Origin of the sequence: Sphaerisporangium sp. NPDC051011 (assembly GCF_040653595.1) — a bacterium.
Lineage (GTDB): Bacteria > Actinomycetota > Actinomycetes > Streptosporangiales > Streptosporangiaceae > Sphaerisporangium.
The window spans coordinates 1-19,415 of sequence record NZ_JBFAGG010000011.1 but is presented as its reverse complement, the minus strand read 5'-3'; the positions used below and the strand labels follow the sequence as shown (position 1 = coordinate 19,415).

General features: G+C 69.7%; 24 protein-coding genes. 17 read left to right on the top strand and 7 right to left on the bottom strand.

Features of this window, described 5'->3' with window-relative positions:
- Window positions 1-59 precede the first annotated feature (59 nt).
- The 5 genes from AB0H21_RS24860 to AB0H21_RS24840 all read left to right on the top strand — a co-directional run bounded on the left by AB0H21_RS24860 (window position 60) and on the right by AB0H21_RS24840 (window position 2,733).
- Complete coding sequence (locus AB0H21_RS24860; RefSeq protein ID WP_358520719.1) at window positions 60-1,337, top strand: hypothetical protein; 1,278 nt, start codon at window positions 60-62, stop codon at window positions 1,335-1,337.
- 124 nt (window positions 1,338-1,461) lie between these two features.
- On the top strand, window positions 1,462-1,788 hold the full coding sequence (locus tag AB0H21_RS24855) for a PadR family transcriptional regulator (protein WP_358520716.1): 327 nt from the start codon (window positions 1,462-1,464) through the stop codon (window positions 1,786-1,788).
- Entirely contained in the window at window positions 1,785-2,141 is a 357-nt protein-coding gene (locus tag AB0H21_RS24850; RefSeq protein ID WP_358520713.1) for a DUF1048 domain-containing protein, read from the top strand. Before AB0H21_RS24855 ends, AB0H21_RS24850 begins: the two co-directional genes overlap by 4 nt.
- Before the next feature lie 2 nt (window positions 2,142-2,143).
- Window positions 2,144-2,470, top strand: a complete 327-nt coding sequence (locus tag AB0H21_RS24845; RefSeq protein WP_358520711.1) for a DUF1048 domain-containing protein — start codon at window positions 2,144-2,146, stop codon at window positions 2,468-2,470.
- A gap of 32 nt (window positions 2,471-2,502) precedes the next feature.
- The gene (locus AB0H21_RS24840; protein ID WP_358520709.1) at window positions 2,503-2,733 is read left to right on the top strand and encodes a hypothetical protein; all 231 of its coding nucleotides are present in this window, start codon (window positions 2,503-2,505) and stop codon (window positions 2,731-2,733) included.
- Here the strand turns inward: AB0H21_RS24840 and AB0H21_RS24835 are convergent.
- Complete coding sequence (locus AB0H21_RS24835; protein ID WP_358520707.1) at window positions 2,730-2,891, bottom strand: hypothetical protein; 162 nt, start codon at window positions 2,889-2,891, stop codon at window positions 2,730-2,732. The two genes, AB0H21_RS24840 and AB0H21_RS24835, sit on opposite strands and share 4 nt — an antisense overlap.
- A gap of 273 nt (window positions 2,892-3,164) precedes the next feature.
- Here AB0H21_RS24835 and AB0H21_RS24830 point away from each other — a divergent pair, with 273 nt between their 5' ends.
- Complete coding sequence (locus tag AB0H21_RS24830) at window positions 3,165-4,436, top strand: serine hydrolase domain-containing protein (protein WP_358520704.1); 1,272 nt, start codon at window positions 3,165-3,167, stop codon at window positions 4,434-4,436.
- Between the two features lie 131 nt (window positions 4,437-4,567).
- A complete protein-coding gene (locus AB0H21_RS24825) occupies window positions 4,568-4,876 on the top strand; it encodes a hypothetical protein (RefSeq protein ID WP_358520701.1) in 309 nt (102 codons plus the stop codon).
- A 10-nt stretch (window positions 4,877-4,886) separates the two neighbouring features.
- On the opposite strand, the gene AB0H21_RS24820 is transcribed toward AB0H21_RS24825, so the two are convergent.
- The 3 genes from AB0H21_RS24820 to AB0H21_RS24810 are packed head-to-tail and all read right to left on the bottom strand — an operon-like array spanning window position 4,887 to window position 6,156.
- Window positions 4,887-5,330 (bottom strand): hypothetical protein, encoded by a 444-nt coding sequence (locus tag AB0H21_RS24820; RefSeq protein ID WP_358520699.1) that lies wholly within the window; start codon window positions 5,328-5,330, stop codon window positions 4,887-4,889.
- Between the two features lie 41 nt (window positions 5,331-5,371).
- Window positions 5,372-5,494 (bottom strand): hypothetical protein, encoded by a 123-nt coding sequence (locus tag AB0H21_RS24815; RefSeq protein ID WP_358520696.1) that lies wholly within the window; start codon window positions 5,492-5,494, stop codon window positions 5,372-5,374.
- Between the two features lie 56 nt (window positions 5,495-5,550).
- Window positions 5,551-6,156 carry an XRE family transcriptional regulator gene (locus tag AB0H21_RS24810; RefSeq protein ID WP_358520693.1) on the bottom strand — a complete coding sequence of 202 codons (606 nt, stop codon included), beginning with the start codon at window positions 6,154-6,156 and terminating at the stop codon, window positions 5,551-5,553.
- Window positions 6,157-6,243: 87 nt separating this feature from the next.
- Here AB0H21_RS24810 and AB0H21_RS24805 point away from each other — a divergent pair, with 87 nt between their 5' ends.
- Both AB0H21_RS24805 and AB0H21_RS24800 read left to right on the top strand, forming a co-directional pair.
- Window positions 6,244-6,870 carry a class I SAM-dependent methyltransferase gene (locus tag AB0H21_RS24805; protein WP_358520691.1) on the top strand — a complete coding sequence of 209 codons (627 nt, stop codon included), beginning with the start codon at window positions 6,244-6,246 and terminating at the stop codon, window positions 6,868-6,870.
- Between the two features lie 58 nt (window positions 6,871-6,928).
- Window positions 6,929-7,414 carry a DinB family protein gene (locus AB0H21_RS24800; RefSeq protein WP_358520689.1) on the top strand — a complete coding sequence of 162 codons (486 nt, stop codon included), beginning with the start codon at window positions 6,929-6,931 and terminating at the stop codon, window positions 7,412-7,414.
- 217 nt (window positions 7,415-7,631) lie between these two features.
- Here the strand turns inward: AB0H21_RS24800 and AB0H21_RS24795 are convergent, their stop codons facing one another.
- On the bottom strand, window positions 7,632-9,719 hold the full coding sequence (locus tag AB0H21_RS24795) for an AAA family ATPase (RefSeq protein ID WP_358520686.1): 2,088 nt from the start codon (window positions 9,717-9,719) through the stop codon (window positions 7,632-7,634).
- A 207-nt stretch (window positions 9,720-9,926) separates the two neighbouring features.
- Here AB0H21_RS24795 and AB0H21_RS24790 point away from each other — a divergent pair, with 207 nt between their 5' ends.
- The 5 genes from AB0H21_RS24790 to AB0H21_RS24770 all read left to right on the top strand — a co-directional run bounded on the left by AB0H21_RS24790 (window position 9,927) and on the right by AB0H21_RS24770 (window position 13,645).
- Complete coding sequence (locus tag AB0H21_RS24790) at window positions 9,927-10,247, top strand: hypothetical protein (protein WP_358520683.1); 321 nt, start codon at window positions 9,927-9,929, stop codon at window positions 10,245-10,247.
- A gap of 2 nt (window positions 10,248-10,249) precedes the next feature.
- A complete protein-coding gene (locus tag AB0H21_RS24785) occupies window positions 10,250-11,218 on the top strand; it encodes a D-alanine--D-alanine ligase family protein (protein ID WP_358520680.1) in 969 nt (322 codons plus the stop codon).
- The gene (gene murF, locus AB0H21_RS24780) at window positions 11,215-12,600 is read left to right on the top strand and encodes a UDP-N-acetylmuramoyl-tripeptide--D-alanyl-D-alanine ligase (RefSeq protein ID WP_358520678.1); all 1,386 of its coding nucleotides are present in this window, start codon (window positions 11,215-11,217) and stop codon (window positions 12,598-12,600) included. Before AB0H21_RS24785 ends, murF begins: the two co-directional genes overlap by 4 nt.
- Window positions 12,601-12,690: 90 nt before the next feature.
- Complete coding sequence (locus AB0H21_RS24775; RefSeq protein ID WP_358520675.1) at window positions 12,691-12,903, top strand: hypothetical protein; 213 nt, start codon at window positions 12,691-12,693, stop codon at window positions 12,901-12,903.
- A 49-nt stretch (window positions 12,904-12,952) separates the two neighbouring features.
- Window positions 12,953-13,645 carry an aspartate/glutamate racemase family protein gene (locus AB0H21_RS24770; RefSeq protein WP_358520673.1) on the top strand — a complete coding sequence of 231 codons (693 nt, stop codon included), beginning with the start codon at window positions 12,953-12,955 and terminating at the stop codon, window positions 13,643-13,645.
- A gap of 48 nt (window positions 13,646-13,693) precedes the next feature.
- On the opposite strand, the gene AB0H21_RS24765 is transcribed toward AB0H21_RS24770, so the two are convergent.
- Window positions 13,694-15,751: an AAA family ATPase gene (locus tag AB0H21_RS24765; protein ID WP_358520670.1), complete on the bottom strand. Its 2,058-nt coding sequence runs from the start codon at window positions 15,749-15,751 to the stop codon at window positions 13,694-13,696.
- Window positions 15,752-15,904: 153 nt separating this feature from the next.
- Window positions 15,905-16,474: a D,D-peptidase/D,D-carboxypeptidase VanY-N gene (gene vanY-N / locus AB0H21_RS24760; protein WP_358520667.1), complete on the bottom strand. Its 570-nt coding sequence runs from the start codon at window positions 16,472-16,474 to the stop codon at window positions 15,905-15,907.
- Between the two features lie 191 nt (window positions 16,475-16,665).
- On the opposite strand from vanY-N, the gene AB0H21_RS24755 reads away from it, so the two are divergent.
- Genes AB0H21_RS24755 through AB0H21_RS24745 form a run of 3 tightly spaced genes read left to right on the top strand, consistent with a single transcriptional unit; the run spans window position 16,666 to window position 19,306 of the window.
- Window positions 16,666-17,340, top strand: a complete 675-nt coding sequence (locus AB0H21_RS24755; RefSeq protein WP_358520665.1) for a response regulator transcription factor — start codon at window positions 16,666-16,668, stop codon at window positions 17,338-17,340.
- A gap of 8 nt (window positions 17,341-17,348) precedes the next feature.
- The gene (locus AB0H21_RS24750) at window positions 17,349-18,824 is read left to right on the top strand and encodes a HAMP domain-containing sensor histidine kinase (RefSeq protein WP_358520663.1); all 1,476 of its coding nucleotides are present in this window, start codon (window positions 17,349-17,351) and stop codon (window positions 18,822-18,824) included.
- Window positions 18,821-19,306: a hypothetical protein gene (locus AB0H21_RS24745; RefSeq protein WP_358520660.1), complete on the top strand. Its 486-nt coding sequence runs from the start codon at window positions 18,821-18,823 to the stop codon at window positions 19,304-19,306. The genes AB0H21_RS24750 and AB0H21_RS24745 overlap by 4 nt, the downstream gene beginning before the upstream one ends.
- Window positions 19,307-19,415: the final 109 nt, after the last annotated feature.

The window sequence follows — 19,415 nt, the reverse complement described above, 5'->3', positions numbered from 1 at the left end:
AACGAATCTGGTTTTTCGAATTTGATTTTCTAGAAAACAGAAAATGCTAGGGTCGGCGTGTGACGGCGGAGACGGTGGACGAGGGGCGCACGGCGCCCGGGTCGGGGCGGGATGCTTCCGGGGAAGCCGCCCCGGGCGGGGTACGGCTGTGCAGGCACTGCGGGGCGGTGGTCGAGCAGCGTGGGGGACGCGGCAGGCCCAAGGAGTACTGCGCGCAGGGCGACTGCCAGGCCGCCGCCAAGCGCGAGCGCGAGATGCGACGCGCCACCCCCGGGCTGGAGGGCGCGCTGGCGCGGGCCGAGGAACTGTACGAGCGTATGGAGAAAGGGCTGGCGGCCGCCATCGGCCCGCTGGCCCAGGTTCTGGCGGACGAGCTCAGCCCGGCGGGGGTGGAGGCGCGCATCAGTGCCGTGCAGGCCGAGGCCCACACCCGCGTGGCGATCGCCCGCACCGAGCGTGAGCAGGCGTTCGAGCAGGTACGCCTGGCACGCGAAGCCACCGAGCACGCCCGCAGGGAACGCGAGCAGATGCGCCGCCAGGCCGAGGAGGCCCTGGCCGAACGCGATACCGCCCTATCGGACGCCGAGACCGCCCGCGAGCAGGCCCTCGCCGCGCTGCGCGAGGCCGCCACCACCGAACGCCTGGCCAAACAGGCCGCCGACCAGGCCACCCGGCGCGCCACCCGCGCCGAAGCCGCCCGTGACCAGGCCGTACGCGAGATGGAAGAGCGCGTCGAGGCGGCAAGCGCCGAGGCGGCCGAGGCCCGCGCCGAAGCCGCCCGCACGGCGCAGCTGGCGGAACAGGCCGGGGCCGAGCGCGACACCGCGCGTGCCGAGGTCCGCCAGGCCCGGCGGGCGCGCACCGAGGCCGAGCAGTCCGCCGCGGCCGCGGACGCCCGCACCCAGGCCGCCGAAGCCGAGCGCGACCGGGCCCAGGCCCGCGCCGAAGAGGCCGAACGGGTACGTACCGAGGCCGTGGGGCAGGCCGCGCGCGCCGCGGCCGACGCAGAACAGGCCTCCACCAGGGCGGCCGCCACCGAACGCGAGGCCGCCGCGCGGGTACGGGCCGCCGGGCGTGAAGCGACCGCGCGCGTCGAGGCGGCGGAGGCTCAGGCGTCCGAGCGCGTACGCGCGGCCGAGGAACAGGCGACCTCGGCGCGGGACCTCGAGCGCGCCGCCACTGCCGAACGCGACCGGCTGTCGGGGGCGCTGGAGATCGAACGGGCCCGCGTCGAGGACCTGCGCGCCCAGGTGGAGTCCCTGCGCGCCGAGTCCGCCCAGCTCCGCGAACGCGCCGTCACCGCCGAACTCCACGCGTCGAGGCCCCCGGCCTCGTGATTCAGGCACGAGGCACGCGCCGAGATGGCCCCGGAGTCCTAGCCAGGCATTGGTTCACTACTCTGTGGTACCGTGTAGCGGTACTCGGTACTACAAAGTACCAGGCGACCGAAGAGGACCCACGATGGACGACCTGACGGAGATGCTGAAGGGCACGCTTGAGGGCTGCGTGCTCGAAATCATCGGCAGCGAGGAGACCTACGGGTACGCCATCACGCGTCGGCTGAACGAACTCGGCTTCGCCGACGTCGTCGAGGGGACGGTTTACACCATCCTGATGCGGCTGGAGAAGAACGGGCTCGTCCAGGCGACGAAACGACCGTCCGGGCTGGGCCCGCCGCGCAAGTTCTATGCGCTCAACGACGCGGGGCGCGAAGAACTCGCAACGTTCTGGGCTAAATGGGAGTACATCACATCACGGATCGACAAGCTCAAGGAGAGCGGGAGATGAACTTCTGGGAGACCATGACAGGCAGCGATCTCACCAGGGAATGGAAGGCGTTCGAAGCCCGGGCCGAGGCATTGCCGGCCGACTACCGGGCGGCGTGGGAAGAGATCAAGGGTCATCTTTCTCCCTACTCGGACTTCACAGGTCGAAACCTGATGCCGATTCTCGACAATGCTCTGGTGCTGCTCGAAGAGACAGCCTCCGATGGGCAGAGCATTCACGAGGTGCTGGGTGACGACATCGAGGGCTTCTGCGCGGCGCTGGCCGGCGGAGAAGGGGCTCGGAGCCATCGCGACCGGTGGCGCGCCCAGTTGAACAGGAACGTCGCAAAGAAATTGGGCCGGCTAGGAGGCTGACGGTGGGCATCCAAGACATCATCGAGGGCAAGAAGCAGTGGCGGGCGCACATGGCGCGGGTCAAGGCGCTCCCGCCGGACTATCAGATCGTCTACAAGGAGATTCAGAGGTACATCTTCAAGGTTGGACCGATCGACTTGCTTGACGGGTCCCTGCTCTCAGGGATCATCGATTTCTTCGAGGAGGGCGTCGCGGCCAACAGGGGAGTCCTGGAACTCATCGGCAACGATGTCGCTGCCTTCTGCGACGACCTGATCAAGGACTCACGCACCTACGCGGACATCTATCAGGCGTCCATCAGCGGGAAACCCGGCACGGCCGAGAAGTAACACCCGTCGACCGGTGCCGGCGGAGTTCTTCGATGGGTGAGCCGAAGGAGAACATCGGGCCCCTGACCGTCGACAGCCTGCTTGCCGCTGCGCGCGCCGAATTACGCCGGTTGTCTCCCGCCGAAGCCGCCGTCGCGGTCGCCCGCGGCGCTCGGCTGGTGGACACCCGCCCGCACTTCCAGCGGGCGGCCGACGGTGAGATCCGGGTGCGATCGTCATCGAACGCAACCATCTGGAATGGCGTCTCGACCCTGCCAGCCTAGCCCGCATCCCCGAGGCGACCTGCCACGACGTCGGCATCACCTGGGACGAGCTCGCGCCGGTGCTGCGGGTCGGCGACCGCCGCGCCGCCCAGCGTCGCCACGCCCGCCTGCTGCAGGCCGCCCGCGACCGCCAGGCCCTCGACGCCGGCGAGGACCACTTGCGTGTCTTCTGCGAGTAGGCGCCGTCCACTTGGACGGCCCCCCGGGAGGGTGCGGGAACACCCCCTCCGAGGCCGCCGCCCGCTACAGCAGAGCGCGGCGAACGGAACCGGATCCGCGAAGTCGTCCGGGGAGGACCCTGTGGAGCTCGCCGAGGAGTCGGTTCGGAGCTACCCGGAGGGGCAGTGGATCAGTCCGAGCGGGAACGGCTGACCAACGCCATCGATGGCGGCACCCGGGCGACAAACCGTAACGAGAGAATGGACATCCGAATGACAGCCGATCAGGGCCGCGACAACGCCACCGTGAGCGGTGGTGGTGACGACATCGAGCACGGTGTAGAGGAAGGCTGGGGAAAGCTCGCTGACGCGTTCCGCGCGAACTTCGAGGCCCCCGGCGAGGTCGGCGCGGCGTGCAGCGTCTACGTGGGCGGCCGCCCCGTCGCCAATCTGTGGGGCGGGCTCGCCGATCGCGAGGCGAACCGACCGTGGCGCAAAAACACCATCGTCCAGGTCGCATCCACGACGAAGGGCGCTACCGCGATCTGTGCCCATATGCTGGCACAGCGCGGTGAGCTGGATCTGGACGCCCCGGTGGCCCGGTACTGGCCGGAGTTCGGCGCCAACGGCAAGGAACAGATCAAAGTGCGCTGGCTGCTGTCACACCAGGCCGGTCTCCCGCTCGTCGACGGACCGCTGACGTTCGAGCAGGCGTGCGCGTGGCACCCGGTCATCCGTGCACTCGATGCGCAGAAGCCGCTGTGGCAGCCGGGCACCGAGCACGTCTACCACGCCGTCACCTACGGGTTTCTGGTCGGGGAGGTCGTGCGTCGGATCACCGGCAAGTCACTCGGCACGTTCTTCGCTGAGGAGGTGGCCGCCCCTCTCGGGCTGAGCGCCTGGATCGGGCTGCCCGCGGAACACGAGGAACGGGTGGCCCGGCTCCACTTCGCCGATGCGTTCAGCGTGGAGGAACTGCTCGCCGGGATGATCGCGGCTACTGGGCTCGATGCGGATACGGTCACCGCATGGGTCGAATCCATGTGGAGCCCGGGCTCGATCCAGATGCGCGCCGGCGAGCTCGGCGGCGCCTTGGACAACACGTCCGGGGAGTACATGTTGACGCGTGCCTGGCGCGCGGCGGAGTTCCCTGCCGCGAACATGCTCGCGGACGCGCGCTCGTTGGCGCGGATGTACGCCGCCACGGTCAGCGACGTCGACGGGGTTCGGCTGCTCGATCCGTCAACGGTCGAGAGGATGACAGTCGTCCAGACCGACAAGACGCGGATGTACGGGCTGCCGCCGGGCCTGGACATCCCGGCCGACCGCTCCTTCTACATGTCGCTGGGGTTCTGGCGAGCATGCCCTCCGGCGCCGATGGTCGGGCCGGGGTCGTTCGGCCACCCGGGCTCCGGCGGATCGATCGCCCTAGGCGACCCCGATGCCGGTGTCGGCTTCGGCTACGTCACCAACCTCTGGAACTTCCGGCCCGACGACCCGCGGGCGTCGAACCTGGCCAAGGCCGTCCGGTCCTGCCTTGGTTGAGACAGCCCTCGTGGGGGTGGGACACCGAATACGCCAGAAAGGGGCCGTGGCCGCGCGTAATCGCTGGTCAGATGTGGTGCTCAGACCGCCAGCGGCGGGGGAAGAACGGGGGAGAGAATCCAAGCCAAAGAATGATCTTGAGTGGCGTTCAGCTTGGGATGTCAGTCTCGTGGGCCGAAGACCTGTTGTTCAAGCCGTTCCATCAGCTCAAGATCGGCACTGCTGCCCGGTCCCGTGATCCGGGCGCGAACCGGCCGCCGCAGGCCGGTGGTGTCCGCCTCCTCTTGCTGGTCCTGGGCGCGGCGGAGATGCACATCACGCTCAATCTTGTTCCGGTACGACCGGAGAGACAGGTTGAGCTGCTGGGGGCGCTGGCGGCCCCGGCAGCCCGGGTGACCGCACTACGGCGTCCGGCCCTCGAGGGCCGGACGCACGCGTGATCGCGGTCGCCTAGCTGACCCAGGGGCCGCAGAGCCAGGAGCTGGGTTCGGAATCACCGCCCCAGGCCCAGCAGGCGTGGAACCGCTGGTCGCCGTCCTGGGGGCTCCAGGGAACGGACGAGGTGTCCGACTCGATGTAGGAGTTCCAGGCGTTCCTCCTGCTCTGCTTGTGCGTGGTCAGCCAGCCGTAGCTGCCCCACAGCTGCCGCTCGATCTTCACCCAGAACGCACTGCAGCAGCTCGCGTTACCGCTCACGGTGAGGTGTGCCCAGCGCGTGGTGCAGCCGGAGCCGCGTACATGCGTGCTGATGGTGCCGTCCCATCGGTAACTGCCGGAGACCGCGCCCCCGCACGCGCTCGTGCTCGCGCTCGCGGGCTGGGTGGTGGCCAGCGGGAGGGCCACGCAGAAGAGGAGGGCTGACACCGCCGACATCAGTGATCGTGTGAGTTTCATAGCGGTTACTTTCGATCAGTGCCATACCCCCCACAAGACCTTTACGTGATAACGCAAAGGTCTTGCCCGGCGTCGTCGAGAAGCCTGCGGCCCAGCGGGGTGAGGTCGTGCGGGACGGCCGGGCTGCGGCGGGTGCTGGTGATCAGCCCCGCCTGCCTCGGCATTCGGCGCGCGGGTCCTTCCAAAGGGAAACGGCGAACACTGGAATCTCTCGGTGAGTTCACCGCCGGCTCCGGCCGTACGACGGCCGATGTAGGTCGGCGTGTATGTGCGTACGCATCCCTTGCGGGTCGAACAGGATAAGTAGCTCGACGACGCCGCCGTCGGCGGTGCCCAGCCAGTGTGGCAAGGACGTGTCGAACTCGGCTGCCTCACCGGGCGGCAACGTCAGGTCGCGCTCGCCGAGGATGAGCCGCAGACGTCCGTTGAGCACGTACAGCCATTCGAAGCCGTCGTGGGTCTGCGGGGTCGGTGCGAGCGGTTCCGGCTGGGCGGGGATGATCATTTTGAACGCGTGTGTCCCGCCCGGCCGCCGGGACAGCGGCACGAAGGTCATCCCGAAGCTCCGGATCGGCGTGAGGTGGATCCGGGGGTCGCCGGTGCGCGGGGCGCCGACGAGGTCGTCCAGCGGAACGTCATAGGTGCGAGCCAGAGGCAGCAGCAACTCCAGGGTCGCCCGGCGCTGCCCGCTTTCCAGCCGGGACAGGGTGCTCTCCGACACGCCGGTCGTCGCCGCGAGGGCGGCGAGGGTGATGCCGCGGTGACGACGCAGCGCACGCAGTCGCGGCCCCACAGAGTCAAGCACCTCGTCCATTTCGTGGTCCACGAGACCATCTTGCCAGAACCGCAAGTTTACGTGCCAAACGGCGGCGAGCCTGGTCAGACTGTGCGCGTACCGACAGAAGGAGTCTTGATGAGCACCACCGATGCGGTCGCGTTCTGGGACGGCGTCTACGCGGCCCGACCGGCGGCCATCGACCCGCAGCCGAACGCTCGTCTCACCGAGACGGTTACTGGCCTGGCGCCCGGCGACGCGTTGGACCTCGGATGCGGTAACGGTGGCGACGCGCTGTGGCTCGCCCGCCAGGGGTGGCACGTCACCGCCGTCGACATCTCGGCCGTGGCGGTTGAACGGCTCGCCACCCTTGCCCGCTCGTACAACCTGGGCGACCACGTCATCACCGTGCGGCATGACCTGCAGGAGTCTTTCCCCCAAGGCCGATTCGACCTGATCTGCGCCCACTACCTGCACACCCCCTTGGACCTGGACAGAGCAACCGTCCTGCGCGCGGCCGCGCACGTACTGCGCCCTGGTGGGCGGCTGCTGATCGTCGACCACGGCTCGACCGCGCCGTGGTCATGGAACCAGGATCCCGACATCCGGTACCCGAACCCGAGGGAGGTCGCCGCCGGTCTCGATCTGGACGCGGCGACATGGACGGTCGAGCGGGCCGACTCACCTCGCCGGATAGCGACCGGGCCGGGCGGGCACACCGCTGAGGTCACCGACCACGTCCTCCTCATCCGCCGCAGCGCCTGACACGGCTAACAGCGCCGCCCCCACCCCATGAAGAGAGAGGACCACCATGCCTAACACCGTGCGCCGCCGCCGCCGCGACACCCCGCCGCCCCGGACCGGGAGCAGCGAGGCTGAGGTCCTGCGCGGATTCCTCGACTACCTCCGGACCTCGATCGCCGCAAAGGTCGACGGTGCCCCCGAACCGCAGGTGCGAACAGCCGCAGTGCCATCAGGCACGAACCTGCTCGGCCTGCTCAACCACCTGACTTTCGTCGAACGCGCGATGTTCCTCGGGGACGACGTCACCGACTGGCAAACGACGTTCCAGGCCGCACCGGCCGACAGCGTGGCCGATGTCGTCGCCGACTACCGCGAGACGGTCGAGCGTGCGAACGAAGTGCTCGACCGGTGCACCGATCTCGGTGCACCGCTCCATCGACCGCGGCCGAACCGCCCCGCTCCCAGCATCCGCTGGGCACTCACCCACATGATCGAGGAGACCGGCCGCCACGCGGGCCACGCGGACATCCTCCGCGAACTGATCGACGGCACGACCGGACGGTGACCCCACCACCTTCTCTAGGACAGGAACACATGATCACCGCAACCCGGCCGTTGTCGCGCCGCTTCCTGCGATCCGCGCGCACGCTGGCGACCGTCACCGCAGCCTGTTCCACGCCGGCAGCCGGCCGGGCCCGGACAAGGTGGTCAGCGGGCGGGATGTGTGCCCGGATAGGGCCCTTGAGCAGCAACCGAATGGCCGACGTTTCATAGGCGAGGACCTATGAAACAGCCGCACCAGTGCTGGGGGATCCACATGGCGACCGGATGGTGATGGTGCAGAGCCGTTTGGTGGCGCGGGTGAGGGCGACGTACAGGTCACGTTCGCCGCCTGGGTGGGCTGCGGCGATCTCCGGTGGGTCGATGAGAACCACGGCGTCGAATTCCAGGCCGCGGGCTTGGGAGACCGGTATAAGGCGGGCCCACCGGTCGATCCCGGAAGTCGCTAGGGCGGCTGCTCTGGTGTCCGCGCAGATCACCGCGAGCAGATCGCCCGGATGTGCTGTGGCCTGGGCCCGGAGTTCCGCCGCCAGAACGGTGGTGAGTGTGTCCTGGTGGGTGGTGAGCTCGCGGGGGATCTGGCCGTGGCGGATCGCGTGGCTTGGCGCTTGGCCGGGGGCGATCCGGGCGAGCAGGTCGCGGGTCGTGAACAAGATCTCGTGGGTGCTGCGGTAGCTGACGGTCAGAGTGTGCAGGGCGTACCGGGAGCCCAGGTGCGGACGTAGCGCTTCAGCCCAGGTACGCGCCGTTGCGGTGGGGCCGGCTTGGGCGAAGTCGCCGACCAGTGTCATCGACCGGGAAGGGCAGCGGCGCAGAGCCATGCGCCACTGCATGGCGGTCAGTTCCTGGGCCTCATCGACGACGACGTGCCCGAAGGTGCGCTCGGGTGGGCCCTCAACCAGGGCCACGGCCTCGTCCAGCAGCGCCGCATCGGCGTCAGACCAGCCGGCACCTGGGATTCGCAGTAGCCGGGACCGTTCCCGGTCGGTCAGCGACGGCAGGTGGAGGGCCATCGTCTCGGCGTCCGCCAGGAGGGTGTGGACAACGCTGTCGGGGAACAGCCGCGGCCACAGAGCCTCCACTGCACGGTCGACGTGGGGGTCGTCGAGGAGGCCGGCTCGGACGGTGTCCGCGTCGAACTGCGTCGTCGGTGCTGCGGTCGGTATGCCGTCGAGGCCGAGGGTGCGTAGGTCGGCCTCGACGGCCTGGTCGAGGTCGAGGCCGGTGCTCTCCATGGCCTCGGCATCGATGGCTTCCAGTGCGGCGGTCGTGGCGAGTTCCAGGGCGTCCGTGACCTGGTCGACCAAGTGCTGCTTGAACAATTCCCTGGCCGGATTGTGCGCCAGGCCGCTCGTGGCGGCCGCCTCCCGTGCCCTGGCCACATCTTCGTCCGGAAGGCGGACCAGTTCCTGTCCCACCTGCACCGCGAAGTCTCCATCGGCGGCTTGGTGGGAGCGGACCAGGACCGCGAGCGCATCGGCCAGCTCGGCCTGGCCCTTGAGGCGGGCGGTGTCGGGTGGCTCCTCGCCGGCGGTGGCCACCCTTGCGAGTCCGGCGCACGTCGCCAAGACCACGTCGTTCTCCCCGAGGGAGGGAAGGACCTGGGAGATGTAGTCGAGGAAGCGCGCGTTCGGGCCGAGGACCAGCACGCCCTGCTCGGCGACCCGCGGGAACCCGTACAGCACAAAGGCAGCCCGGTGCAGCGCGACCACCGTCTTGCCCGTACCCGGGCCGCCCTGCACCACCGTGACCCCGCGGTGCGTGGAGCGCACGATCGCATCCTGCTCGGCCTGCAGGGTGGCGACCGCGGCCCGCATCCGCCCCGTCCGCCCGGCCTCCAGCACCTGTGCCAGCGCGCCGTCGCCCACGACATCGCCGGCAGCCGGTGCCGAGCCGTCCAGGAGTTCGTCACTCACGGCTCGCACCCTGCGGCCCTCGACACGCAGGTGACGGCGGCGCCGCAACCCCAGCGGACGCAGCGGCGTCGCCTCATAGAACGGCCGCGCCGCCTCCGCCCGCCAGTCCACCACCAGCGGCGTCTCGAAACCGTCCGTGTGCAGGCCGATCCGCCCAAGGTGCAGCACCGTCCCGTTCACCGAGTCGATCCGACCGAAGACCAGTCCCTCCTCGGCCCCCTCCAGCCGCCGGACCCGCCCGGCCAGACGCCCGGCGGCGGCCTCACGCGCATACACCTCGCCCGGGCCCACCGCCTCGGACCGCAGCACGTCCGCCAACTGCGCCCGCACCTCCGCAAGCCGCTCATCCAACAGTCGGTAAGCGGCGGTCACCCGCAGCTGCTCCGACTCCACCTGGCGCGCAGCGCCATCGTCATCGAACCGCACCAGTAGCCGGCCTTCCCCTCGTCAAGGCCCTCCACTATGCGACCGAATGTCCGTGAAAGTAAGGCTTGACTTACCTGCACACGTCAGCCGCCGGTGGTGTAGGCGCGGGAGCTGGCGGAGGCGTTCACGCCGACCGGGGCCGAGGCGGCCGGTCATGTTCGCAGCGCGCTGGAATTGGCTGATGAGGTGGAATTGCGGCGGGCGGCGCTGATGTCGGCCAGCAGGCATCGCTCGTTCGTCCACAAGCGGCTGGGGGTGACTTACGAGGCGGCACGGGTCCGGCAGATCGCCGATGTGGCTGCGCGGGCGCGGCTGGCCCGGCTGCTGGTGGTCGACCCCGGTCGCGGCGCACCGCGGGTGCGCTTCGGTCAGGAACTGGACAGCGAATGGCCTGGCGACTGGTCAGGCGAAGAGCCGACACTCGGCAGGCTGGTCCTGCGACGGCGAACACCGTGCCGCTGGCGGTGCTGTCTCCGTGCCACTGAGGAAGGCTGATCGTGACTGAACGCGTACGCGTGGCTGTGCTGGCGGGTGGGCCGTCCGCCGAGCACGAGGTGTCGCTGCAGTCGGCGCAGGCTGTGCTGGATGCACTGCCGAGGGATCTGTACGAGCCCGTCGTCGTCATCATCGACCGGCAGGGCAGGTGGCCGGTGGAGCTGCGACGCGATCTGGCGGACGTGGTCTTCCCTGTGCTGCACGGGCCGTTCGGCGAGGACGGCGTCGTCCAGGGTCACCTGGAGACGCTGGGCATCCCGTACGTGGGCTGCGGCGTCATGGCCTCTGCCGTGGCCATGAACAAGGTCGCGATGCGGCGCATGTTCCTGGCGGAGGACATTCCGGTCACCCCACATGTGTGGTTCACCGAGCACGAATGGCGCACCACCACCGACCACTGGGGTCTGGTGAAGTCGCTCGACTGGCCGATGTACGTCAAACCGGCCAACATGGGCTCCTCCATCGGCATCTCACGTGTCACCTCCATGGAGGAGCTGCGCGCGGGCGTGGAGCTGGCGCTGGCCTACGACCGGGTGGTCATCGTCGAGCAAGGTGTGACCGCGCGCGAGGTCATCTGCGGCGTGCTCGGCGGCTATGACACTCCAGATGCTTCGGTGCCCGGCGAGCTCATCGTGCCCGGCGACTGGCTCGACTATGAGGCCAAGTACCTCAGCCAGGCCGAGATCGCCATCATCCCTGCCGTGCTGCCGGAACGGGTGGCCGAGGGCGTGCGCGAGCTGGCCCTGCGCGCCTTCCGGGTGCTCGGTGGCTACGGCCTGTCCCGTGTCGACTTCCTCTATGAGGAGGACACGGGACGCCTGTACGTGCTGGAGATCAACACCATGCCCGGCTTCACCTCCCGTTCCGTCTACGCCAGGGCCTGGGCGGCAAGCGGTGTCCCGTACCCGGACCTGCTGCGCCGCCTCATCGACCTCGCGTTCGCCAGGAGCGCCGCCAGGAGTGGCTCATGATCCCCATGACGCTGATTGAGATCGCGCAGGTCGTCGGCGCGAACCTGCATGACATGTGCGACCCGCAGGCGCTGGTGACGGCACCCTCCGCGGTCGACTCCCGCGAGGTGGTGTCCGGCGGCCTGTTCGCCGCGACGGTCGGCGCCCGCGTTGACGGTCACGACTACGCGGCCGGCGCCATCGCGGGCGGCGCCGTCGCCGTGCTGGCCTCAAGGCCCGTCGGCGTGCCCGCCCTCGTGGTCGAGGACGTCCAGCTCGCGCTCGGCCGGCTGGCCAGGCACCTGCTCGAACACATCAGCCCGACCGTGATCGGCCTGACCGGCTCCGTGGGCAAGACCACGACCAAGGACCTGCTGGCCCAGGTGCTCGAACGGCACGCCGCGACGGTCGCCACCGACAGGTCGTTCAACAACGAGCTCGGGCTGCCGCTCACCGTGCTGCGTGCCGATACCACCACCCGATACCTAGTGCTGGAAATGGGTGCAGGCCGGAAGGGCGACCTGACGTACCTGACCGGGATCGCACCGCCCCACGTCGGGCTGGTGCTCAATGTCGGCACCGCACATGTGGAGCGGATGGGAACCGGGCCTGCCGACATCGCCGAGGCCAAAGGCGAGCTGGTCGAGGCACTTCCGGGGGACGGGTTCGCACTGCTCAACGCCGACGACCCGTACGTCATGGGCATGGCCGGCCGCACCAGGGCCGGCATCGTGCTGTACGGCAGGTCGGCGCGGGCGCAGGTGCGAGCAGGAAACGTGCGGCTGGGCGAGCGGGCGCGGACCGCGTTCGAGCTGGTGACACCCTCAGGGCGTGCCCCGGTCGAGCTCGACCTCATAGGCGAGCACCAGGTGAGCAACGCCCTGGGCGCCGCCGCCGTCGCCACCGCGCTCGGCCTGGGCGCCGCCGAGATCGCCGATGGGCTGAACGCTGCACGGCGGCGCTCCGCGGGCCGGCTGGAGATCGCCGAACGATCTGACGGCACCACCATCGTCAACGACGCCTACAACGCCAACCCCGAATCCATGCGGGCCGGGCTGCGGGCGGTGAAGGCCCTGGCCGGCGACCGTCGTACCGTCGCCGTGCTCGGCGCGATGGGGCAGCAGGCGGACGCATCCCGCGCGCGGCACGCGGAGATGGGCCGGCTCGTCGCCGACCTTCGCTTCGACGTGCTGATCGCGGTCGGAGCGGGGGATCCGCTCGCGATGGCGGAGGCGGCGCAGTCCTCGAACCCGGGCATGGCCGTCCACACCGCCGAGGACGTGGCCGGGGCCATCAGGCTGGCCACCGCGCTGCTCGAACCGGGAGACGTGGTGTTCGTCAAGGCCTCCAGCGAGATCGGGCTCGCTGCCTGCGCCCGTGCGCTGGCAGCGCCGCTGAGCTGAGCAAGCGGACGCCGTCTTCGAGGCGAGGCTGGAAGGGGGCGCGGCAGCAGGGCACGCGCTCAACCTGGACAAGGCATTGACCGGCACCGCATGCGCAGCGCGTACATGGCTCGTCTCCTTGAGGACGGCGCCGACCTGGCGTTCGTGCAGGAGCAGGTCGGGATGGCCGCCCGCGGCATGTACGCCACCACCGACCTTCGACCGCTCCTGACCGAACGTGGTTTCGAGCTGTCGCAGAGCCAGGTCTACCGGCTGGTCGCCGAACGGCCGGAATGGCTGAACAGCTTTTGGTCTGCTAAATGAGCAGGCACTCCGTTTAGCCTTCCGGCACAAGCCGGCGAAACGGAGTTCCATGCGCACTATCGGTCTCATCGGCGGGTTGAGCTGGGAATCGACGGTGATCTACTACCAGATCATCAACCAGCGGGTCCGCGAGCGACTCGGCGGCAGCCATTCCGCCAACAGCCTCATCTGGTCGGTCGACTACACGACCGTCGAGGACCTGATCTTCGCCGACCGCTGGGACGAGGTGAGTACGTTGCTGACCGGTGCGGGCAGGAAACTGGAGGATCTCGGCGCCGACCTCCTGCTCATCTGCAGCAACACCTTCAGCCGGGTGAGCGACGACGTGGAGCGGGCCGTGAGCGTGCCCGTGCTGCACATCGCCGACGCCCTGGGCGCCGAGGTCCGCGCGAGGGGCATGCGCAAGGTCGGTCTGCTGGGCACTCGCTTCACCATGGAGCAGCCCTTCTACCGGGATCGGCTGGCCGCCCACGGCTTCGATGTGGTCGTCCCGCGGCGTGAGCAGAGGGAACTGGTCCATCGCGTGATCTTCGACGAACTGGTGCGCGGGGTGCTCCGGGAATCGTCCAGGGACGCGTATAACCAGATCATCGATGATTTCGCAGACGACGGCGCTGAAGGCGTCATCCTCGGCTGCACGGAGATCGAGCTGCTGATCAGTGAGAAGGACAGCGCCATCCCGGTGCTGCCGAGCGCTCGACTGCACGCGGAGGCGGCGGCCGGTTTCGCGCTTGCCGACTGACAGGCCCTCGGTCGCGTTCGTGCCGCCGCGCCGGCACGATGTGGCGGCTCAGGTGGATCGGTACGCCGGTGCGTCGGTGCCATACAGTTCCCGGTGCCACAGGTCGGCGCAGACACGTTCGATGCCGGCCGTCAGATGGCGGCGGTAGGTGGTGAAAGGGAGGCCGAGTCGTTCTGCGGCCAGCTCCTGGGTGGGCGTGCTGCGGAGGAACGTGACCGACAGGGCCAGGTGGAACTTGACCGAGCGCGGATCCTCGCGCAGGTCGTCGATCGCCTGGCGTAGTAGGTCACCCAGTGCCGTGGCCGGGTTCTGCCCGGCCCGCTCGGCGATCAGCCTGGTGCGCGTCAGTGGGGAAGCGGCCAGCGCGTCCAGCCGCGACAACTGGCGCAACGCCTTGCGAACCGCCTCGGCGAACTCCGCCTGGGACAGCACCGCCAGTTTCGCCGTCGCGGCACTCGGGCCGTCGGCAGGCCCCGCGACGAGTGGTTGGTTCATCCGCTCCAGCCACGCCTGCGCCGGCACCGCGCGCCAGTCATGAACGAACAGGGTGTACGCGTCATCCCCCAGCCGTGGCTGCTCGGAGATGTCACGCATCCCGTAATGCCGTAAATGCTCCACCCACGCTTGGTTCGGAGACCGTATTTCGATATATGACCATGCCATCCGCTCGGACCGCAAACAATTGCCGATCACTCGCCACTGGATCAAATCCATCACCGGCGAGCTTCCGCGATACGGCGGCAGCGCCCAAAGCCGGCTGACCGCCAAATGTTCACCGGCGCGCAACGGCGTGGTAGCACGCGCATGCGCCCACGCCATGGCCACGATGGGATCGGCCGTCAGCTCCTCCTCATCGAGTTCCGCCAACCGCAACCACGCGGAGAAAGCCACGGGCTCGCCGGTTTCGGTCCGTCGATACAGCCGGAACGCCTCTGGCCGGCGTTCCGCCCAGAAGGCGGCGCAGGCCGCGCCCTCCGCGCCCTCGGCCGCCGTCGCCACCCGGAGCAGCGTCCCGAGGTCCTCCTCCCGCAACACCTGTTCCTGGAACTCGCCCTCGTCGTGGCGGCCGTGGAAGTCGGCCGGCGCGTCGTTGTCGCGGTGCAGGTAGAACAGTGCCGCCACCGCGCCGAGCACGTCCGCGTCGCTCGCCGTGCGCACCTTCTCCGCCAGGTGCGCGTGGATGCGGTCGTGCATCACCGCGTACCCCTCGGGGTCCCGCCATCGCAGGTCCGCCTCCAGCACCTCCCGCACCACGTCATGCGGAAACAGCCCGAGACTGCTCGACTCCACGAACGGTAACCGCCGCAACCACCGGAACAACGTCCCGGCGTCCTCCGGCAAGGCCGCGCGCAGCAGGTCCTCCGTCGTCATGTACGCATGCGCGCAGATCTCCAGAGCATGCCGATGCGCCGCCGAAGGCAACTCGCCCACCAGTTGATCCAGCAACGTGGCCACCACGTCCTGATTCGGCATCCACCGCCTGCCGGTCCCTCCGTCCTTCACCGCCACGGCCGCCCCCAGCAGCAGCGCCAGCGGATGACCACCGGCGAAGGCCAGCAGCGGCTCGCGCGACTCGGCCGGCACCCCGGAGGAGTCCAGCAGGGTCTGCGCATCTCCGGCCCGCAGGTCGCGCAGCGGCAGCACCTCCAGCGCCCCTGCCCATCCCGGATCCGCCTGCCACCGCATATCCGGCGGGTTTCGCCCCGCGATCACCACCAGCGCCCCCATGGGCGCCCGCGGCAGGAACCGCTCGCGAAGCCATCCCTCCAAGCCCTGAATTCGTTCGAAGTTGTCAACCAGCAGCACCGCGTCCGCATCGCGAAGCACCAACTCGGCCTCAGCCTCGGCCGGCGACGGATCCAACATGCGCCCGTCCACCATGGACGCCGGCCGCCCCGCCACCGCGGCCTCGTGAGCGAACCGCCGCAACAAGGCCGACTTCCCGATGCCGCCGGGACCGTGCACGTACAGAACGCTGCAGCCGCCGCCGTACAACGCCGCGTTGAAAACCGCGAGCTCTTCCTCCCGCCCCACAAACGCCATCTCACGCGCTGCTTGCAGGCGCCATCCCAGCAATCCGGACTTGTTGTTACTCCCCGATGACATACCCCTGATCCCTCTCCGAACGCCCGGTCGATACCGCTGTTGAATGCCCGGGCCGAGCCCTTGGGCGCGCCGGTCGGATTATCGGTTCGGTTCTCGGGCGCAAATCCGTCAACGTCCCCAAATCGCACACGTGGCCCCAGACCCGGACCTGGGCTATATCTGGTCCCTGTTCTCGATCACGTAGCCCACGCCGGGGTGGGGTCGTCGTGGTGGCGTGCCGTCGCTGTCCGAGCGGTACTCGAAATGCCACCACTCGTTGTCGTACATGCGGTAAAGGTCGTAGCGGGCGCCGTGTTCCTCCAGCCAGCGCGCGCCTTCGTGGGGGCGCACGTCCAGCGCGATGCCCTTGACGTGGCTGGATTCCGCCGGTGGTAGCACGAGCATGCGTGCCGAGGCCGGGGACCCGGAGCGGCGCACCTCCTCGTCGAACATCCGTTGTTGGACAAGGGGATCGCGGTACCCCGAGGTGAGGCCGATGAGCTGGCCGTGACGCCAGAGCGCCTCGGTGCGCGCCGCGGTGAACGCCGCCATGGCACCGTCGGTGAGCCCGGTGAGATCCTCGGCGGGGAAACGCATCCGCAACGCCCAGCGGCAGGCCAGTTCGCGGGCGCGGCCAGGACGGCGGACGAACGCCGCCGGCAGCAGGAGCACGGCGAGCACCAGCGTGACCACGGCGAACAGCCGGTCTCGGGGCCGAGGTGGGATGGTACGTGGTTCGTTCATGACGAACTACCATTGGCGCCGGATGTGCGCGCGTTGTCCGCCGCATGTCACGGTTTCTCGACGGCTGCCACCGTCGGCGCGACCGTGACACAACCATGACACGGCGCGGACGAGGCGGGGACACGGCCGGCCGACAGTGGATGGGGTTGACCGGCGGGCAAGTTACGGAGCGTGCGGTGAAACTCGGCGGCGTGTCGCGAGTGTTGTTGATCGAGGATGACCCTGCCGTGCGGGAGGGCCTTGAGCTGGCCCTGACCCGGCATGGGCACCGGGTGCGCGCGGTGGAGTCCGGCGAGCAGGGGCTGGACCGGCTGCGTACGGACCTTCCCGACGTCGTCGTACTCGATCTGATGTTGCCTGGCATGGACGGGTTCGAGGTCTGCCGCCGCATCCGGGCCGCCTGGGAGGTACCGATCATCATGCTGACCGCGCGCGGCGACGACATGGACGTGGTGGCCGGGTTGGAGGCGGGCGCCGACGACTACGTGGTCAAGCCGGCACAGCCCAGGGTGCTCGAGGCACGCATTCGCGCGGTGCTCCGGCGGATCGGCCGGGACCAGGCGGAGCTGGAGCGGCACGGGGACCTGACCATCGATCGGGCCGGGCTGGTGGTCGCCAACCGCGGCGCGCCGGTCAGCCTCGCCCCGACCGAGCTGCGCCTGCTGCTCGAGCTCTCCGCCACGCCGGGCCGGGTGCACAGCCGTCAGCAGCTGCTGGAGTCGGTGTGGGAGCACGGGTATTTCGGCGACTCGCGTCTCGTGGACGCGTGCGTGCAGCGGTTGCGCGCGAAGATCGAGGACGACTCGGCTGCGCCCGTCTACGTGCAGACGGTGCGTGGGTTCGGGTACCGGTTCGGGCCGGTGTGAAGCGGCCGGTGGTATCTCGGCCGAGCCTGGGGCTGCGTGCCCGGCTGTTGTTCGCGTTCGCACTGTTGTGTGTGGTCACCGCGGCGGCGGTGGCCGGCGGGAGCTACGTCCAGGCCCGCAACGCCATCCTCCAGCGGACCCAGGATGCCGCGGTGGAGGCGATGAGAAGCCGCCTGGAGGCGCTCTTCCCGTTGCAGAATCCGGCGCCGGACGCGGGCGAGCTCGGCGAGATCGCCCGCACCGTGGCCGACGGGAACAACGACGCGATCGCCATCTACCACGAGACGCGCTCGCCGGCCGGCCCCGGCCGGCCATGCCGGCCTTTCGGCGGGCCATGCCGGCATGGCCTGGATCCCGGGGCGATTCCACCGGAGCTGCGGCGGGCGGTGGCCGACGGCGACATCGCGTGGCAACGCGTGATGTGGTCGGACGTCCCCATCCTGATCATCGGCTCGCCGTTGCTGATCGTCGAGCGGGACCGGACGACGCGGGTGTCCGGCATAGAGGTCTACACCGCACGCAGCCTGCTTCGCGAACAGCGCAGCATCGACGAGCTCGCCGCACGCGCCTGGCTCACCGGCGGGGGGGCCCTGGCGTTCGCGGTCGTCCTGGCGTTGCTGGCCACCCGGGGCGTGCTGCGCCCGGTGCGCGAGCTCGGCCGGGCGGCACGCCTGCTGGGCGAGGGCGAGATGCGGACCAGGATCGCGGTCCGCGGCTCCGATGAGCTGGCCGAGGTGGCACGCACGTTCAACAACACCGCCGCGGAGCTGGAACGGCACGTCAAGCAGCTGCGCAAGATGGAGGCCGACGCCCGCCGGTTCGTGGCCGACGTGTCCCACGAGCTGCGCACCCCGCTGGCCGTGCTCGCCGCGGTCGCCGACGTCCTGGACGAGGAGGCGGCCCGGCTGCCCGAGCCCGCCGGCAGGGCCGCCAGGCTGGTCAGCCAGGAGACGCTCAACCTCACCGGGCTGGTGAACGACCTCATCGAGATCAGCAGGTTCGACTCCGGCGTGGCGGCCCTGGCACTGAACGAGGTCGACGTGGCCGAGCTGGTGCGCGCGACCCTGCGTACGCGGGGCTGGTCGGAGCAGGTGCACACCGAGCTTCCAGCCGCCGTGACGGCACGTCTGGACCCGCGCCGAGTGGACGTCATCCTCGCGAACCTGGTCGGCAACGCCCTGCGGCACGGCGAGCCACCGGTGTCGGTACGGCTGTCCGCCGACCCGCACTGGATCGCTCTCGAGGTCCGCGACCACGGGCCGGGGCTGGACGAAGCGGTGCTGCCGCACGTGTTCGACCGGTTCTACAAGGCCAGCGCGGCCAGGGCCAGGTCCGAGGGCAGCGGCCTGGGCCTGGCCATCGCGCGGGAGAACGTGCGCCTGCACCGAGGCGACCTCACCGTCACCAACGCCCCGGACGGCGGCGCCATCTTCACGCTGCGCCTGCCACGCCGGGCACACGATCTGGACGGAGGCCCCGAGTGAGGACCGGGCTCGCCCGCCGCGGGCTCGCCGCGGGCCTCGTATCGCTCGTCGCCGTGGCTGGCTGCGGCGTGCGACCCAGCGACGCCATCCGCGCCGGCGACCCGCCGAGCGGAGCCGTCGCACCAACCATGACGATCACCCTCTACCTGGTGAAGAACGGCCGACTCAGCGCGGTAACGCGGCCCGGTGGTCGTCCACTGTTCCCGGCGGACAGGCTCGCGCTGCTGGCGGCCGGACCCACCCCCGAGGAACAGGCGCACGGACTCACCACCGACGTCCCGCCCGAAGCCGGCCCGTTCTCGGTGACCGCCGAGGCGGCCGGCCGCTTGGTGGTGACCCTGTCCACTCCGGCCGGCGACCTGTCCACACTGGCCGTCGAGCAGATCGTGTGCACGGCAGCCGCCACGGTGCCGGAAAGCCTTGCCCAGATCACCGTCGTCGGTGCTGGGCAGAGCGTCAGCCCCCGGAACTGCCCGGGGTAACGTTGACGCGCTCCCCGGCATGAATGCCGGAGATTCAGCCTGTGCCGCACGTGCGGCACTTCTGCGGCTTCCTGCTTCACCGACCTGCGCCACCGAAGCGGTCTTACCG